Source organism: Fibrella aestuarina BUZ 2, assembly GCF_000331105.1.
GTDB lineage: Bacteria > Bacteroidota > Bacteroidia > Cytophagales > Spirosomataceae > Fibrella > Fibrella aestuarina.
Genome location: NC_020054.1, coordinates 1,715,384 through 1,729,826 on the forward strand (window position 1 = coordinate 1,715,384; position 14,443 = coordinate 1,729,826).

14 protein-coding genes are annotated in these 14,443 nt (G+C 58.0%); 5 read left to right on the plus strand and 9 right to left on the minus strand.

Going from position 1 to position 14,443, the window contains the following annotated elements:
• Positions 1-137: 137 nt before the first annotated feature.
• Positions 138-479, plus strand: coding sequence for a winged helix-turn-helix transcriptional regulator (locus FAES_RS06970; protein ID WP_041257625.1), 342 nt, complete (start codon positions 138-140; stop codon positions 477-479).
• A gap of 92 nt (positions 480-571) precedes the next feature.
• Here FAES_RS06970 and FAES_RS06975 read toward each other — a convergent pair whose 3' ends face one another.
• The 8 genes from FAES_RS06975 to tsaD all read right to left on the minus strand — a co-directional run bounded on the left by FAES_RS06975 (position 572) and on the right by tsaD (position 8,916).
• On the minus strand, positions 572-2,071 hold the full coding sequence (locus FAES_RS06975; RefSeq protein ID WP_015330497.1) for a peptide MFS transporter: 1,500 nt from the start codon (positions 2,069-2,071) through the stop codon (positions 572-574).
• A gap of 100 nt (positions 2,072-2,171) precedes the next feature.
• Positions 2,172-3,596, minus strand: a complete 1,425-nt coding sequence (gene glmM / locus FAES_RS06980; protein ID WP_041257627.1) for a phosphoglucosamine mutase — start codon at positions 3,594-3,596, stop codon at positions 2,172-2,174.
• Between the two features lie 267 nt (positions 3,597-3,863).
• The gene (locus tag FAES_RS06985) at positions 3,864-5,018 is read right to left on the minus strand and encodes a DUF4097 family beta strand repeat-containing protein (RefSeq protein WP_015330500.1); all 1,155 of its coding nucleotides are present in this window, start codon (positions 5,016-5,018) and stop codon (positions 3,864-3,866) included.
• Positions 4,993-5,661, minus strand: a complete 669-nt coding sequence (locus tag FAES_RS06990; protein ID WP_015330501.1) for a hypothetical protein — start codon at positions 5,659-5,661, stop codon at positions 4,993-4,995. Before FAES_RS06990 ends, FAES_RS06985 begins: the two co-directional genes overlap by 26 nt.
• 91 nt (positions 5,662-5,752) lie before the next feature.
• Positions 5,753-6,316 carry an RNA polymerase sigma factor gene (locus FAES_RS06995; RefSeq protein ID WP_015330502.1) on the minus strand — a complete coding sequence of 188 codons (564 nt, stop codon included), beginning with the start codon at positions 6,314-6,316 and terminating at the stop codon, positions 5,753-5,755.
• Positions 6,317-6,453: 137 nt separating this feature from the next.
• Positions 6,454-7,338, minus strand: a complete 885-nt coding sequence (locus tag FAES_RS07000; RefSeq protein WP_015330503.1) for an MOSC domain-containing protein — start codon at positions 7,336-7,338, stop codon at positions 6,454-6,456.
• Between the two features lie 5 nt (positions 7,339-7,343).
• Positions 7,344-7,790, minus strand: a complete 447-nt coding sequence (locus tag FAES_RS07005) for a DUF3291 domain-containing protein (protein ID WP_015330504.1) — start codon at positions 7,788-7,790, stop codon at positions 7,344-7,346.
• 100 nt (positions 7,791-7,890) lie between these two features.
• Positions 7,891-8,916 (minus strand): tRNA (adenosine(37)-N6)-threonylcarbamoyltransferase complex transferase subunit TsaD, encoded by a 1,026-nt coding sequence (tsaD, locus tag FAES_RS07010; protein WP_041257628.1) that lies wholly within the window; start codon positions 8,914-8,916, stop codon positions 7,891-7,893.
• A gap of 114 nt (positions 8,917-9,030) precedes the next feature.
• On the opposite strand from tsaD, the gene FAES_RS07015 reads away from it, so the two are divergent.
• Positions 9,031-9,438, plus strand: coding sequence for a VOC family protein (locus FAES_RS07015; RefSeq protein ID WP_015330506.1), 408 nt, complete (start codon positions 9,031-9,033; stop codon positions 9,436-9,438).
• On the opposite strand, the gene FAES_RS07020 is transcribed toward FAES_RS07015, so the two are convergent.
• Positions 9,435-10,475, minus strand: coding sequence for a zinc-binding dehydrogenase (locus FAES_RS07020; RefSeq protein ID WP_015330507.1), 1,041 nt, complete (start codon positions 10,473-10,475; stop codon positions 9,435-9,437). The two genes, FAES_RS07015 and FAES_RS07020, sit on opposite strands and share 4 nt — an antisense overlap.
• Before the next feature lie 101 nt (positions 10,476-10,576).
• On the opposite strand from FAES_RS07020, the gene FAES_RS07025 reads away from it, so the two are divergent.
• The 3 genes from FAES_RS07025 to FAES_RS07035 all read left to right on the plus strand — a co-directional run bounded on the left by FAES_RS07025 (position 10,577) and on the right by FAES_RS07035 (position 14,381).
• Positions 10,577-12,202 (plus strand): carboxylesterase/lipase family protein, encoded by a 1,626-nt coding sequence (locus FAES_RS07025; protein ID WP_015330508.1) that lies wholly within the window; start codon positions 10,577-10,579, stop codon positions 12,200-12,202.
• 71 nt (positions 12,203-12,273) lie between these two features.
• Positions 12,274-12,774 carry a DinB family protein gene (locus FAES_RS07030; RefSeq protein WP_015330509.1) on the plus strand — a complete coding sequence of 167 codons (501 nt, stop codon included), beginning with the start codon at positions 12,274-12,276 and terminating at the stop codon, positions 12,772-12,774.
• Positions 12,775-12,914: 140 nt separating this feature from the next.
• A complete protein-coding gene (locus tag FAES_RS07035) occupies positions 12,915-14,381 on the plus strand; it encodes a hypothetical protein (RefSeq protein WP_015330510.1) in 1,467 nt (488 codons plus the stop codon).
• Positions 14,382-14,443: the final 62 nt, after the last annotated feature.

A 14,443-nucleotide genomic window follows, 5' to 3' on the forward strand; every position in this document is an offset into this window, starting at 1 on the left:
TTAAATTTCTGCCCAAAAATGTATGTTTCTTTTTTACGGAAACGAATTGTTAGGAACATAGATTAACTTTGTGTCAACACATAAGTGCTTACAAATCAGTCATTTACAAACCAAAAGGTTAGTTACGGTACGTTACAATGAACGCAAAAACCCAACCGGATTTAATGGCCGAAGAGGACCGTCTTATCATCAGGAAAGCATTGGAGGTCATCTGCGGCAAGTGGCGGTTGTTCATCTTACTTCATCTGGGGCAAAAGACACGTCGTTACAGTGAACTGCGTCGGTTACTTCCCGACGTAAGCGAAAAGGTGTTAATCCAGGAGTTAAAAGCCCTGGTTGAGTTGGGGGTTCTGGAAAAGCAGTCCTTCAATGAAGTACCCCCTCGAGTAGAGTATCGGTTATCGGAGCGCGGGCAGGCCGTATTGCCCACGCTTCTTCAAATTAAAGAAGTTGGGAAGCACTTTATGCCTGCCTATTGAGCTATTTATATCGAACCGACCTCAAGAACGCCAACAAAAATGCCGACCTCGGACAACGGGGCCGGCATTTTTGCTGATTAGCCGAATGAGGTTTATTCAACACCACCCATCCATCGCCGTAACGGTTTGACCAACACCAGCATGAGTGCGCTGGCTACCAGCGAGAACGTAGCGACGCTCTGAAACAGATTGGGCATTTGCTGCACGTTTTTTTCGTCGAAACCGCTGGCAAACAGACCCGCGATGAGGTTACCCAGCGACGACCCGATGAACCAGATACCCATCAGTTGACTAGCGTAGCGCTTGGGCGCCAGTTTCGTCGAGGCACTCAGCCCAACCGGGCTAATAAACAGTTCGCCGAGCGTGAAGAACAGGTACGTTACGACCAGGTAAAGCGGGGTGGTACGGGGGCCGGCAAGGGCTGCTTTGGCGGCAACCACCATCACCAAGTAGGCCAGGCCGAGCAACAGCAGGCCCGTCGCCATTTTGGCGGGAGCGGGAAAACTGATCTTACGATTAGCCAGAAAAATCCAGAGACTGGCCAGTACGGGGGAGAGCGTCAGGATGAAAGCCGGGTTCAGGTTCTGAAACCAACTCGACGGAATGCTGAAGCCAAACAGCTCCAGGTCGGTAAAGCGGTCGGCAAAAATCTGTAGCGACGAGCCCTGCTGCTCGTTACCTGCCCAGTAGGCGGCTGAGGCCAACACAAACACGAACAGCACCACCACACGTTTCTTCTCTACGTCGGTCATATCGCTGGCAAGCAGGACAAAGCCGAGATAGCCCACCGCGATAAGTAAAATGAAAATACCCATTGCCTGTGCCAGCCCGACGGCGGTCGTCAGGTCGAGCAAGCCAGTAAGTTGCAACGTACCCAGTATGAGCACCAGCACAGCCAGAAACGTCAAGACGGCACGGTTTTGACTGCTGTCACCAGCCTTTTTCTCAGCACCTGACGGATTAAAATTCCCCAAGTCGGCCAAGTATTTTGCGCCCTGCGTACGAAAGACGATAAGGCCGAGTAGCATGCCAACGGCCGCCGCCCCAAATCCGTAATGCCACCCTACTTTTTGGCCCAGGTAGCCCACGATGGTAATGCCCAGCAGCGAGCCGAGGTTGATGCCCACGTAAAAGATCGAGAAGGCCGCATCGCGGCGAGCCCCACCTTCGGGATAGAGTTCACCCACGAGGGCACTGATGTTGGGCTTGAGCAGACCCGTTCCTGAGGCTACGGTGAGCAGCCCCAAATAGAAGAGCACTGTTCCGCCCGGAATGGCCAGAATCAGGTGGCCCAGCATAATGATGATACCGCCATACCAGATAGCCCGACGTTGCCCCAGCAGGTTATCGGCAATCCAGCCACCGGCTACAGGCAGCAGGTAAGCCGATGAGGTGTAGATACCGTAAATGGCCCCCCCCTCAGCCGCACTCAATCCCATGCCCCCACGCACATTATCGATTAGGAAAAGGAGCAGGATGGCCCGCATCCCGTAGTAGCTGAACCGTTCCCACATTTCGGTCAGGAAAAGAATATACAGACCGGTGGGATGGCCGGTTTTGGCTGGCATGGTTGGGGTTGAAGCTGGGTTCATAGTGGGGTAAAACGAGTTTGACGTTTATCGGTTGCTGTTAAGCGTTGCAAGCCAGGCTAACGTTAAACAGCAAACAACAAACGTCAAACTAAACGGAAATCTACATTTTGTCGGCAATGACCTCCCGAATATCGGAAATGATTTTGTTGGCGAGGTAGTCGGCCGTCGACAGGGTATCCGATTCGGAGTAGATGCGGATGATGGGTTCTGTGTTCGATTTACGCAGGTGTACCCATTCCTTGTCGAACTCGATCTTCACACCGTCGGCCGTATTGACGGGGTTTCGGGCGTATTTAGCCTTGATCTTGTCCAGCACCGCATCTACGTCGATGTTGGGCGTCAGCTCGATCTTGTTCTTGGAGATGTAGTAGCTGGGGTACGTTCGGCGCAGGATCGAGGCCGATTTACCAAAACGAGCCAGATGGCTCAGAAAGAGGGCAATGCCCACGAGGGCGTCGCGGCCATAGTGCAGTTCGGGGTAGATGATACCGCCGTTGCCTTCGCCACCGATCAGCGCGTCGTTTGCCTTCATCATCTCCACAACATTAACTTCCCCGACAGCCGAGGCAAAGTGCTGCCCGCCATATTTCTGGGTGACGTCGCGCAGGGCGATGGTGCTGGACAGGTTCGAGACGGTGTTGCGGCGGCCTTCGGGGCTGTTTTTCAGCACATAATCGGCAACGGCAACCAGCGTGTATTCTTCGCCAAAGGGGGAGCCGTCTTCGCAGATGAACGCCAGCCGGTCTACGTCGGGGTCGACCACGATACCCAAGTCCTGCGAGTCGCGACGGGTGGCGTTGAGGATGTCGGTGAGGTTCTCGGGCAGCGGCTCGGGGTTGTGGGCAAAATTGCCGGTGGGTTCGCAGTGGAGTTTGGTAATCAGCTCCACGCCCAGCGCCGTCAGCAGCATCGGAACGGCCAGGCCACCGGTTGAGTTGACGGCATCGACTACGACTTTAAAATTCCGCTTGACGATGGCCTCCCGATCGACCAGCGGCAGTGCCAGAATCTGGTCGATGTGTTTCTGCATCCACGACGTTTCGCTGGCTGAGTCGGTGCGGTATTGGCCCAGCTTTTTCACTTCGGCAAAGGTAAACGACTCGGCCTCGGCAATGGCCAGCAGCGCTTCGCCATCGGCACCCGATATAAATTCGCCTTTGCTGTTCAGCAGTTTAAGGGCATTCCACTGGATGGGGTTGTGGCTGGCGGTCAGGATGATACCGCCAATGGCGTTTTCGCCGGGAACGGCCATTTCGACGGTGGGGGTGGTCGACAGGCCCAGATCCAGCACGTTGAGGCCCATGCCCTGCAGGGTAGCGGCCACCAGTTGGGAGACCATTGGCCCCGATAATCGCCCATCCCGACCAATCACAACGGTATGCGGCCCCGGTTGCCCGCGTTGCCCATTGAGTAGCCATTGCCCGAAAGCAGCCGTAAACTTCACTACATCGAGCGGGGTGAGGCTTTCGCCGGTGCGCCCGCCAATGGTTCCCCGGATACCGGAGATGGATTTAATTAATGCCACGTGATAGGGTTGTAATTGTTGTTTGTCTGCCTTGGGTACGTTGGTCTGTTGGTCTGCCAATGCTACACAGATACATACACAACGAAACAGCCAAACTGTAAAGTAGACAGCTACAAAGATAAATTTAGCAACTACGAAACCCTATCAGTTTAGTCGGAAAGGAGAAAAAAAGCGAGAGGCGTTGGGCAGGGGGCTTAGGGCAGGGATGGCAGGGAGCAGGGGGGGCAGCTCTGTAAGCCCTGCCCCCCCTGCTCCCTGCCATCCCCGCTATTTAAACTTGACGTCGCCGAATACCGATACGACGCGGATACGGGGACCATCGCCATCGCCCACCCGCCCCACATACTGCTGCCGTCTGCCAGCGCGGGGGGCAGCCTGCGCGCTACCAGGCTGCGAGATAAGGTGCAGGTTGGGTAGCGTGGGGTAGGTGAACCCACCATTGGTGACCGTGATGTCGAAGTCGCAGTGGGTCTGGGTCTGCACCGGCAGCGCCACCGACGAAAATTTGGCGTTGACTTCCAGCTGATCGGCCGAGGCGGGGAGCTGATCGAGCCGAAACTGCTTGGTGTAGTTCATGTTGAGCTTGCCCGATTGCCGGATGGCCCCGATGATGGCGTCGGCGTAGCTCATGTTTACGTCGACCCGGTTGGTTTCGCCGATGCGCAACTTGCCGTAGTTCTGCACGATCGTCAGCACGTTGCCCGAACTGATGTCAAGGTCGCCAAATTCCATCTTCACCTTACCGTTCTGCACGTCGCGGATCGACACGTTGCCAAACGAGGCGTTGATGGTGGTGGCGGGGTTAGTCATCGCCGCGCCGTAGATGTTGCCAAACTGCGATTCGACGGCCAACGGGGCCGAAAAGTCCGGGATGTTTACGTTGCCAAACTTATTCCGAATGGTGAGGCCGTTGGCGCGGGGCATGGCAATGCGGTAATCAACCCGCAGGAAATTGGTGCGGTCGCCTTTTTTCCAGCCACCGCTGAACGCTTCGGCGATGTGGGTCTTGAACCCGTGGGCATTGTCTTTATGGTCTTCGTTGATCGTGACCCCTTCCAGCGCCCGCCGGGCCCGTTCGGCGTTTTCCGACGATGAGGTGATCACGACCTCGACGCGCATTTCGTTCCGGTCCCAGTGCGATACGGTTACGTCGCCAAAATGATTATCGATCGTGAGCACATCGCTGGGGGTTACGGCGTAGGACTTGATCAGCCGTCGGTGTAGTTCCGTCCGTTCCTGGGTGCCCTCCTGCGCGGCGAGCGGGTCTGCGGGCGACGGCGTGAGTGCGTAAGCGGCCACAATCCGTTCGGGTGGGGTAGGGGGGAACGGGGGTAGGGTTGCCGGCTCAGGCTGCGCGTAGCCGGCTGCCGAGGCCAGAAGGCAGACGGCGAGCAGGTTAAATCGGTTTGGCAGGCAGTTCATTGGTCGATGTGGTTTGTTGTTTGATGCGTTTACCCACGCGTAACTGTTCGTTGAGCAGGTCGATCTGGAGTTGCAGATTCCGAATCATGGCCTGAATGAGCACGTCCTGATTCGGCGTTTGCGGCAGGTCGGCCTTGAGCGATTCGTAGCTGGTTTCCAGACTTTTCAGGTCGCCCGAAAATTGCTGATACAGATCGGGGTTCGATTTGGTCAGCTGCCGGAGCTCGTCCTGCTTGTCGTCGATGAGGCTGGCATAGTGCGTCACCTCTTTGGCGTAACTGGGGCTGATGGCCACAATTTCGGGTTGCTGCGTGACACCATAGCGGGTGTTGAGCCACCAGCCGGCGCCCGTCAGCAGCAGCAGCGCTACCGAGGCAGCCCACCGCCACTGCATGCGGCCCGGCCCGGCCTCACTGGCCGTACGGTGCACCGCCCGAAACGGTTGCTCGGGCCGCGGTTTGGGTACGTTGTTGTTGGATAAGCCGATGGAAGGCACCGTCGGGTCAGGTACGTCGGCGGTTGGCGCGTCGTCGGTACCGGAGTCGTCGGGAAGCTGATCGGCAATGCGGAGCCAGAGGTCAGCCGAGGGGCCGTCCTGTTCAAACGCCGCCCGGTTGTTCTGGATAAATTGTTCGAGATCCATTGTCTGACTGATAAACAATAAACGCTGGGGAATGGATGGACTGGCTGCTGGTTACACCCGTGAGGCCAGTCTGTCGGTCAGGAGTTATCGTTCACCTCTTTTCATGCATTCGTTCTATTAACTTTTTCTTAGCCCTGAGGTACTGCGACCGGGAAGTAGACTCCCCAATACCGAGGATCTGGCCAATTTCCTCGTGGTCGTATCCCTCAAACAAATACAGCGACAGCACCACCCGGTACCCTTCGGGCAGGGTGGTCATGCACTGCCGAACGCGTTCGACGTCCCACTCAATCGCTTCCTCATCGAGGCTATCGGTGTGGTCGGGGCGGTCGAGGTCGCCTTCGGCAACAGCTTCGGTACTGACGAGCAGCAACCGACGGCTGCGTAAATGCCCAATGGCCCGATTGATAACGATCTGCTTCAGCCACGCGCCAAACGTGCTTTCGGCCCGGAACCGATGCAGGTTCGTGAAAGCATCCAGAAACGCTTCCTGGAGCACGTCTTCGGCTTCGGCCTGATGCACCACAATGCGCAGGCAGACGTTGTACATCGCCTTGGCATAACGGCCATACAGGTCATACTGAGCCCGTCGGTCGCCATTGCGGCAGCGTTCGACTAAAGCCGTGATCAGGTCGGGAGCTGGGTACGTTGCCAACGGTATCGCTTCCTTCGGGAAAAGGCTACCGCAGATGCTGTAGCCAGATTAAGGGTCAATTCTACAGCAATGACGCACCGAAATCGTCCGCGTTGCACGCGCCTGAAAATAGTTGGTCGTATTTGTACGAGACAGGGCTAGACGCCCACGGGTAACCAGGAGGTTTTGCGCTGTTGCACCGCAATGGCATCGCCCACGCGAATGGTCTGGCCGAGGCTGCTACGGGCTGGCATCACGTTTTCGCCAAACAGGATGGCGTTGTTGTGTCGGCGGTAGGTCGCCAGTGTTTTGAGGGGTTCGGCGCCGCGCTCGCCGGTGGCGGGGTCGATGGTGGTGAGCACGCAGCGGATGCAGGGCTTCACGCCGTAAAACACCGCGTCGCCAATCTGGAATGCCCCCCAGGTGTCTTCGTCGTGCGGCCAGCACAGGCCACCCGCCACCAGATTGGGCCGGAACCGCGCCATGCTCAGTGTCTGTTCGGCGCGTCGGTTCAGTTCGTCGAGCGACGACTGGGTCGCCAGCAGGATCGGCAGGCCGTCGGCAAAACTCACGACCTTGTCGACGTCACCCGCGGCTTTTACCCGGCCTGATGTAACGGCGCGTTGGGTGGCATCGGGCATATACACTAACTGGCAGTCCTTACCAATTACCCGACTAAACCACGCGTCGGCCTCCGTGCTAACCAGTCGGCTGGGTACGTCTTCACTCGCCCAGATCGTGACGGGCAACTTACCCAGCAGGCGGGCTTCGTCGTGCACGAGCGGCAGCGTCAGCACATCGTCGGGCGCGTGGCGATGCCAGACCCGCAGTTCGTTCGTTGCCACGTCGATCGCCACGTCGATCAGCGCCATCGAGTGCTGGGTACGTTGGGTGATGAACGTACCGGGGTGGCCTCCCGTGGCGGGCGTGACGAGCATATACCGGCGGTCGTAGCGCAGGCCCTTGGCGTCGATGTGCGCTTCGTTGACCGAGACACCGCCCAGCGATTTGATTGGGTAGAGGGTAATCGACTGGAGTTGCATGGAAATCAGGCTGCGGTTGGGGATGGAAATGGCTTACGGAAGGTAAAGGCAAAAGGCGTATCACCGTGTTCATCGAGTGATTGCAGTCGCTCTTTGGCTTCGGCAATGGTAGGTACGTGGCCTTCGGGTATCCACCAAAGGGCCATATAGGCCGTTGCAAATTTGGCGAACCACTCGCGTCGGCGTTTCAGGTAGTCCATATGGTCCGACTGGAAGGCAAAGGCCCGCAGCGCGTCAAGGCTTTCCCAGACCGACATGTTGACGATAATCTGGTCATCGGCAAACGGGTGGTAGCCGGTGGCATTGTTAGTCTCGTCTTTAAGCCGCCAGACAAAACCGGGGCTACCTTCGGCCAACGCATTGATCGGGTCGAGACCGGCGACGAAATCGGCCAGCGCCGGTGTATCGAGCGGCGCTATCAGGCGGCCAATGTTGATCTGAGCGAGGTGCATGAGGGATAGGGGTTTGGTATTTCTAGTTTCGGGTTTTCAGTTGGCTGGCGCAGGCTTAGACGGCCAGCAACTAACTGAAAAACCGAAACTAGAAACTGGTCTACAATTCCATTCGGGGCAGTGGGCTGACGTCCTGCCCGACGAAATCGTGGTGCTGGTATTTGAAATAGCCTGCCATCGCAATCATGGCGGCGTTGTCGGTACAGTAGGCAAAATCGGGGATATAGACTGTCCATCCTTGCTGATCGGCCAGTTCGGTCAGGCGTTGGCGCAGGCCGCTGTTGGCCGACACGCCGCCCGCAATAGCGACATGGCGGATGCCGGTTTCCTGCGCAGCGCGCTCCAGTTTGGTCAACAGCATCTGAATGAGCGTGTGCTGAATGCTGGCGCAGATGTCGTCGAGGTGGTCGGCCACGAAAGTGGGGTTTTGCCGCGTGTGGTCACGCAGAAAATACATGATGGCCGTTTTGATGCCGCTGAACGAAAAATCGAGGCCAGGCATGTCGGTCATCGGGAAGCGAAACGCCAGCGGGTTGCCCTGCCGCGCGTGTTTGTCGATCAGCGGCCCACCGGGATAGGGCAGGCCCAGCAACTTCGCCGATTTGTCGAAGGCTTCGCCCACCGCGTCGTCCTGCGTCTGGCCAATAACGTGCATAGCCAGCGGTCCATCGACGCGCACGAGTTGGGTGTGCCCTCCACTGACGGTCAGGCACAGAAATGGAAAGGGGGGTACGGCCTTCTGGGGGACGGCCTGGTTAGGATTGTCCTGGATGAAATGAGCCAGCACGTGCGCCTGCATGTGGTTGACTTCGATGAGCGGAATGTTCAGCCCCAGCGCCAGCGCTTTGGCGAAGGATGCCCCGACTAGCAGCGCGCCCAGCAGGCCCGGCCCGCGCGTAAAGGCTACCGCCGACAGCTCCGATTTGGTCACGTTAGCTACCGTCAGTGCTTCCTCCACAACCCGCACGATGTGTTGCTGGTGCGCGCGCGAAGCCAGTTCAGGCACCACGCCGCCGTATTGCTGGTGGATAAGCTGAGTCGCGATGATATTCGACAGCACCTGTCCGTCGGTCAGGACCGAAGCGGAGGTTTCGTCGCAGGAAGATTCGATGGCAAGCAGTGTCATTAGTACAAAAATACGGCTGATAGTTAACGTTTGGTGTTCAGGGTTGGCTGGCATAAGCTTACTTAGGTGCCAGCCAACGTTAAACCTTAGACTTCAAACGTCAAACGCATTTCCATGATTCAGCGCCTTGCTCATGTAGCCCTTGTCGTGACTGATTACGACGAGGCCATTCGGTTTTACACCGAAACTCTTTCGTTCGATTTGATCGAAGACACGTACCTGCCCGACCAGGACAAACGCTGGGTGCTGGTGTCGCCGCCGGGTGGCCAGAGCTGCAACCTGCTGCTGGCTAAGGCCAGCACCGACGAGCAACGTACCTACGTGGGCAATCAGGCGGGTGGCCGGGTGTTTCTTTTCCTGCAAACCGACGATTTCTGGCGCGACTACGAGCAGATGCGGCAGCGGGGCGTCCGGTTCGTGCGTGAGCCCGTCGAGCAGGCCTACGGCACCGTCGCTGTTTTTGCCGATCTGTATGGCAACCTCTGGGACCTGCTCGGCCCCGCGCCGCAACCCGCGACCTAGATCGTCAGCACGAGTTTACCCAACTGCTCGCCCGCGTTCATGCGGTCGTAGGCGGCCTGGGCCTCGGCTAGGGGGCGCACCGAGTCGATCACCGGCACGGGCTGATGCGTTTCCAGGAACGACAGCATGGCGCCAAACTCGGCGTCGTTGCCCATCGTCGTCCCGAAAATGTTCAACTGCTTGAAGAAAATGGCCGCGGGCAGCACGTCGCTGATTTTGCCGGTGGTGCCGCCGAAGAGGGCAATGCGGGCGCCACCCGCCGCCACCTGCGTCAGCTTGTTAAAGTCGGGTCCGGCGGCGCTGTCGATGATTACGTCGAAATAACCTGCTTTGGACAGTGCCTTGTCGCCGTTGGTAACGGTGGCCAGCAAGGTCTTGTGCCAGTCGGGCTCTTTGTACAGCACGCCGCCTTTCGCTCCCAGGCTCACCGCCTTCGCCAGCTTCTCGGGCGAGCCGGCCGTTACCCAGACGTCGGCCCCGGCGGCTACGGCAAACTGAATCGCGAAGAGGGCGGCTCCGCCCCCGGCTCCCGTTATCAGCACGCGCTCGGGTTGCCCGGTCTGATTGGGCTTCAGGGCGGCGCGGCTCATGAGTGCCCGCCAGGCTGTGAGGCCCGCTAGCGGCAGGGCAGCGGCCTGCTCGAAGGTCAGGTACGTTGGTTTGCCATAGACATGGCTGGCCGGCACCACTACCTTCTCGGCAAACGTACCGGCGTCGGGCATGCCCAGAATCTTGAATTGCGGGCTGTTCATGGCCGGATTTGGCCCCCACTGCAAGCCCGGGTTGATCACCACCTCGCGCCCCAGCCAGGCCACGTCGACGCCCTCACCCACCGCCGATACGACGCCTGCACCGTCGGAGCCGGGCACACTGGGCAGTATAATGCCGGGGTACAACCCTTGTTGGATAAACACGTCGCGGTGGTTCAGCGCGGCGGCGCGGAGGTTAACCACCACCTCGCCCGGACCGGGTGTCGGGTCGGGTAGATCGATAAGCGCGAGGGGCTGGTGGAGAGCGGTAAGCTGAATGGCTTTCATGGGATTGACGGGGAGCCGTTTGTGGTCTTGTTCTGGCACGTATGCCCAATATTACCACCCTGAACGATCAATTGTTACTGTATAGCTAAACCGATAGTATTATGAAATGGATGGGATGGGTCGCGCTGACCTGTTTGACACTGACTCACGCCTTTGGCCAGTCGACCCGGCCGGTGGTGCGCGTCGCCAATGGGCCGCTGGAAGGCACTCAGGAAGCCAGCGGCGTGTATGCGTATAAAGGCATTCCGTTTGCGCAGGCGCCCGTGGGTAAGCTGCGCTGGCGCGAGCCGCAACCTGCCCAGAACTGGTCGGGCACGCGGCAGGCTACTCAGTTTGGGCCGCGCGCCATGCAACTCCCGATTTTCGGTGATATGAATTTCCGGTCGAATGGGGTAAGCGAAGACTGCCTCTACCTGAACGTCTGGACGCCCGCCAAACCGGGGCAGAAAGGTGGCCTGCCAGTGCTGGTGTATTTCTACGGCGGCGGGTTTATGGCGGGCGATGGCTCGGAGCCCCGCTACGACGGCGAAAGCATGGCCAAACGGGGTATTGTGGCCCTTACGGTCAATTATCGGCTGGGCGTTTTTGGCTTCATGGCCCACCCCGAGCTAACCGCCGAATCGCCGCATAAAGCGTCGGGCAACTACGGCTTCCTCGATCAGCAGGCAGCGCTGGCGTGGGTGCAGCGCAACATTGCGGCCTTTGGCGGCGATCCCAAACGGGTAACGATCGCGGGCGAATCGGCCGGTTCGGTGTCGGTGAGTGCGCAGATGGCCTCGCCCTTGTCGAAAAACCTGATGGCTGGTGCCATTGGCGAAAGCGGCTCGCTGCTGGGTACGTTGTCGCCGGTGAGTCTGGCCGATGCCGAAGCGGCCGGCAAGAAATTTGGGGAGGCCATTGGGGCCACTACCCTCGACGCCCTGCGTGCGCTTCCGGCCGATAAACTGCTGGCCGATGCAAGCAAGCCTGGTATGGGTCGGTTCAGCCCCTGCATCGATGGCTATTTCTTCCCCAAATCGGTAGCCGCCATTTTCGCGGCGGGCGAGCAGGCACGGGTGCCGTTGCTGGCAGGCTGGAATTCGGAGGAGATGAACGGCCGGGCGATCCTGGGGCAGGGCAACGCCCCCACGGTAGCCAACTACACGGCGGCGGTGCAAAAACTGTATGCCGACAAAGCGCCCGATGCCTTGAAAGCCTACGCGGCTGCCGACGATGCGGCGGTTGAGCAGGTAGCGACCGATCTGGCCGGCGACCGCTTTATTGGGTTCAGCACCTGGAAATGGATTGACCTGCACAGCCAGACGAGCGGCAAACCCGTGTATCGCTATCTCTATGCCCGCCCTCGCCCCGCCATGACCGCCCAGATGGGCAACGCCACCGCTGGGCTGGCCGGTGGGGTAGTCAGAAACAACGACGCTGCCGCCCCCAAACCACCGCAACCTAAAGGGGCGGTACATTCGGCCGAGATCGAGTATGCGATGGGGAATCTGGCCAGCAACAAGGTTTACGACTGGACGCCAGAGGACTATGCCGTGTCGAAAACAATGCAGGAATACTTTGTCAACTTCATTAAAACGGGCAATCCGAATGGATCGGACCTGCCGAAATGGGACGTGGTAAAGGCAGGGCAACCGGCTCCGTTCATGCGCATCGACGTGACAACTAAACCCGACGTGGAGGCGAATCGGGCGCGGTATCAGTTCCTCGACCAGTTTTTTGTGAAGTAGGTAAACCCTGCTGACATAGGGCTGTCAGTGTCGGCGTAGACCTTTGGGCTGGTACTAAACACAACCCGATTATGTCAATGATCCCGATGCTGCTGAAGGAGATGGACCTGGAAGCCAACACGACCCGCAAGATGCTCAGCCGCGTGCCCGACGACAAACTCGACTGGCGGCCGCACCCCAAAAGTATGGTGATGCGCGATCTGGCCGTTCACATCGCCGAAATCCCGACCTGGGTGGCACTGGCCCTGCAGACCGACGGGCTGGATTTTGCCACGATGCCCTACGCGCCTACGCCCATCGAGACTAACGCCGAGTTGCTGGCGTTGTTGGAGAAATCGCTGGCCGAGGGCAGAAAGGCGTTAAGCGAGGCGACTGATGCCGATCTGGAACCAACCTGGACGTTACGCAACGGCGACACGGTTTATAGTACAGATACCGTTGGCGAGACCATCCGACATGCGTTTGCGCAGACTACGCACCACCGTGCTCAACTGGGCGTGTACCTGCGTCTGCTCGACATCCCGATTCCCGGCAGCTACGGCCCCAGCGCCGACGATCCGGGTACGTGGTGAGTGATTGATCCTGAACAGCCAACTGGCTGGATTCTCGACGCTGACCAAAACGGTCAGCGTCTTTTTTTTGAGGTGAAGGTTACAGGCAGGCGGGGCAGGGGGATATGCGATTGAAACCAACACATTAACTAGTCATTCGCATGAAACGCTTTCTGCTAACCACCCTCGCTGCCCTTGTCCTGCTAGCAAGTTGCAAAGACCCGATCACTGAACCTTCGGCTACGCCCGCCCCGGCTGCCCGCCCCACCTCGGCCAACGCCCGGTGTCTGGCTTCTTCAATCGGGGTCACGACCCCCAATTACTCGTCGACGGGCAAGATTGCCGTTGATCCAACGAAGCTCGCCTACTATCTGGCTTTTGAAGCGTCGGGAACCGTCACTATCAACGGGCACACGTATACTTATCCTGGTCAGGCGGTGTATCTGGTAAAATACAATGCGTCCAATGCCGTGGAGTGGGTCAGTTCAATTGGAGGAGCCAACGCAGCATCGGGGGCCTACGAACCGCAGGTGGAAGTTGATTACATCGGGCGGGTCTTTGTGGCCTTACACTTTGTTGGAACCATAGCTGTTGACAACACGACGGTGCTGACTCCTACCAGCGGGGATACCGATGGGCTGGTGGCACGCTACATGGCGGCCGGTGGCACGCCTCAACTGCGACGTTTCAATGGTTCTGGTAATTGCTCGGCACTCAGGCTGGCACACAACCCTGCAAATGGCGATCTGTACGTAAGCAGCCGAATCCAGGACGGAATTACCAATTTCGGGCCGGGCACCACGCCCTACAATGCCCCTTCTCGATCCGATATCGCCTTGGTTAAATTGCCCGCCAACAGTATAACTGCTCAACTACAGGTATTGGGTACGCCGTCGGCTTACGAGCAGATCGATGACCTTTTTTTTGATCAGCAACTCTATTTCTCCGGGCAATACACGGGCAGCAATAGCTCTTTCTGGGGAATGAGTACTACACTGATCCCATCCCGGTATACATACTTCGCTGGACAGCTTACGTTGGGGACTACCGGCAAAATACGTATGGTGCTCAGCTCTTTATATGGCAGTAAGCCCCTTAGTGTAGCCGCCCACAATAATCTTTGCTACGTGGGGGGCGAATTTTATGGGGATGGCACCACTGATTTTATGCTCAATTCGCCAAACTTCCAGACGGTTAGTACCGATGGTTTTGTGCTACGCATGGACCTCACAGGGGGACCAAGTCAGTGGGCTGATTATATGACAATCGTTGCTGGCCCTGCTATAAGCTCAGATGCCATCTACGATATCACGATCAAATCGGGCGTCTTACTGGCTGCGGGCCGAAAGAAGGACGCTTACTACCACGCCTACGTGTTGCGCAAGGATCTGACCAATCCGAACACCCCTGCAGATGAAACGTTGTTTGGCGTTGACCCCGGCCCATGGCCCTATGATCCGGTCGTTGCTACCGCCGGTTTTCGTAGTATCCAACAAATCAGGGCGATTGCTGGCAATTCAACGAACGGCCCTCTGTTGTATGCGTTAGGCAACACCAGTGGAAACTCGCCTATCTACCTCTGTAACCAGACCTTACCCGCAAACGGCGCCTTTATCATTCACGAATAAGCACTTTGCTTACCTTTAGGTCGGGTATGTTGCTGGTTGCGCAACGCACCCGGTTCCACCGT